The 885-nt window shown below is 70.6% G+C and carries 1 pseudogene; it reads left to right on the top strand.

From position 1 onward, the window contains the following. Nucleotides 1-68: 68 nt before the first annotated feature. Nucleotides 69-885, top strand: a pseudogene (locus tag A5651_RS05635) (precorrin-2 C(20)-methyltransferase); the annotation flags it as partial.

Below are 885 nucleotides of genomic sequence, written 5' to 3'. Positions count from 1 at the left end.
GATGCACGCGTTGCCCTTCGCACGGGCGGACACGCTCGAGATACGGCCCATAGCCGATGAGGTCGGTGGCCGCGCGGGTGATCGCGCAAGCCGACGTCGTGGCTTACCACAGCGCGCGGCACGGCCGAAGCATCGCCCGCGGCATCGCCGAGCCATACCTGCGCGAGGGCCAGATCGAGGAACACCTCGTCTATCCGGTGACCACGGAGACAACGGACCACCCCGGCGGGTACGCGGGTGCGATCGAGGAGTTCTACCGGGAGGCCGCCGAGCGCATCGCCGCGCACCTGGACGCCGGCCGCGACGTCGTACTGCTGGCTGAGGGCGATCCGCTGTTCTACAGCTCCTACATGCACATGCACACCCGGTTGACCCAGCGCTTCAACGCCGAGATCGTGCCGGGCGTGACGTCGGTGAGTGCCGCGTCGGCCGCCACCGGCACTCCGCTGGTGCAGGGCGACGAGGTGCTGACAATCCTGCCCGGAACGCTGCCTGTCGAGGAGCTCAAGCGCAGGCTCGCCGACACCGACGCGGCGGTGGTGCTGAAGCTGGGCCGGTCCTACCCCGTTGTGCGGGAGGCGCTTTCGTCAGCCGACCGGCTCGACGACGCGTTCTACGTGGAGCGGGCGAGCACCTCGCAGCAGCGGGTGCTGCCCGCCGCGGATGTCGACGACGGCAAGGTGCCGTACTTCTCGCTGGCCATGCTGCCGGGCGGAGGTGCGCGGCGCGCGTCGGCGGGGAGTGTCGCCGTCGTGGGGCTCGGCCCGGGCGACATCGACTGGATGACCCCGCAGTGCCGGCGCGAACTCCGCGCGGCCACCGACCTCATCGGCTATGGGCCGTATCTCGAGCGTGTCCGCCCGTGCGAAGGGCAACGCGTGCATC

The sequence above is a fragment of the Mycobacterium sp. 1274761.0 genome, from assembly GCF_001668615.1.
Lineage (GTDB): Bacteria > Actinomycetota > Actinomycetes > Mycobacteriales > Mycobacteriaceae > Mycobacterium.
This window is presented reverse-complemented; position numbering and strand designations above follow the sequence as displayed.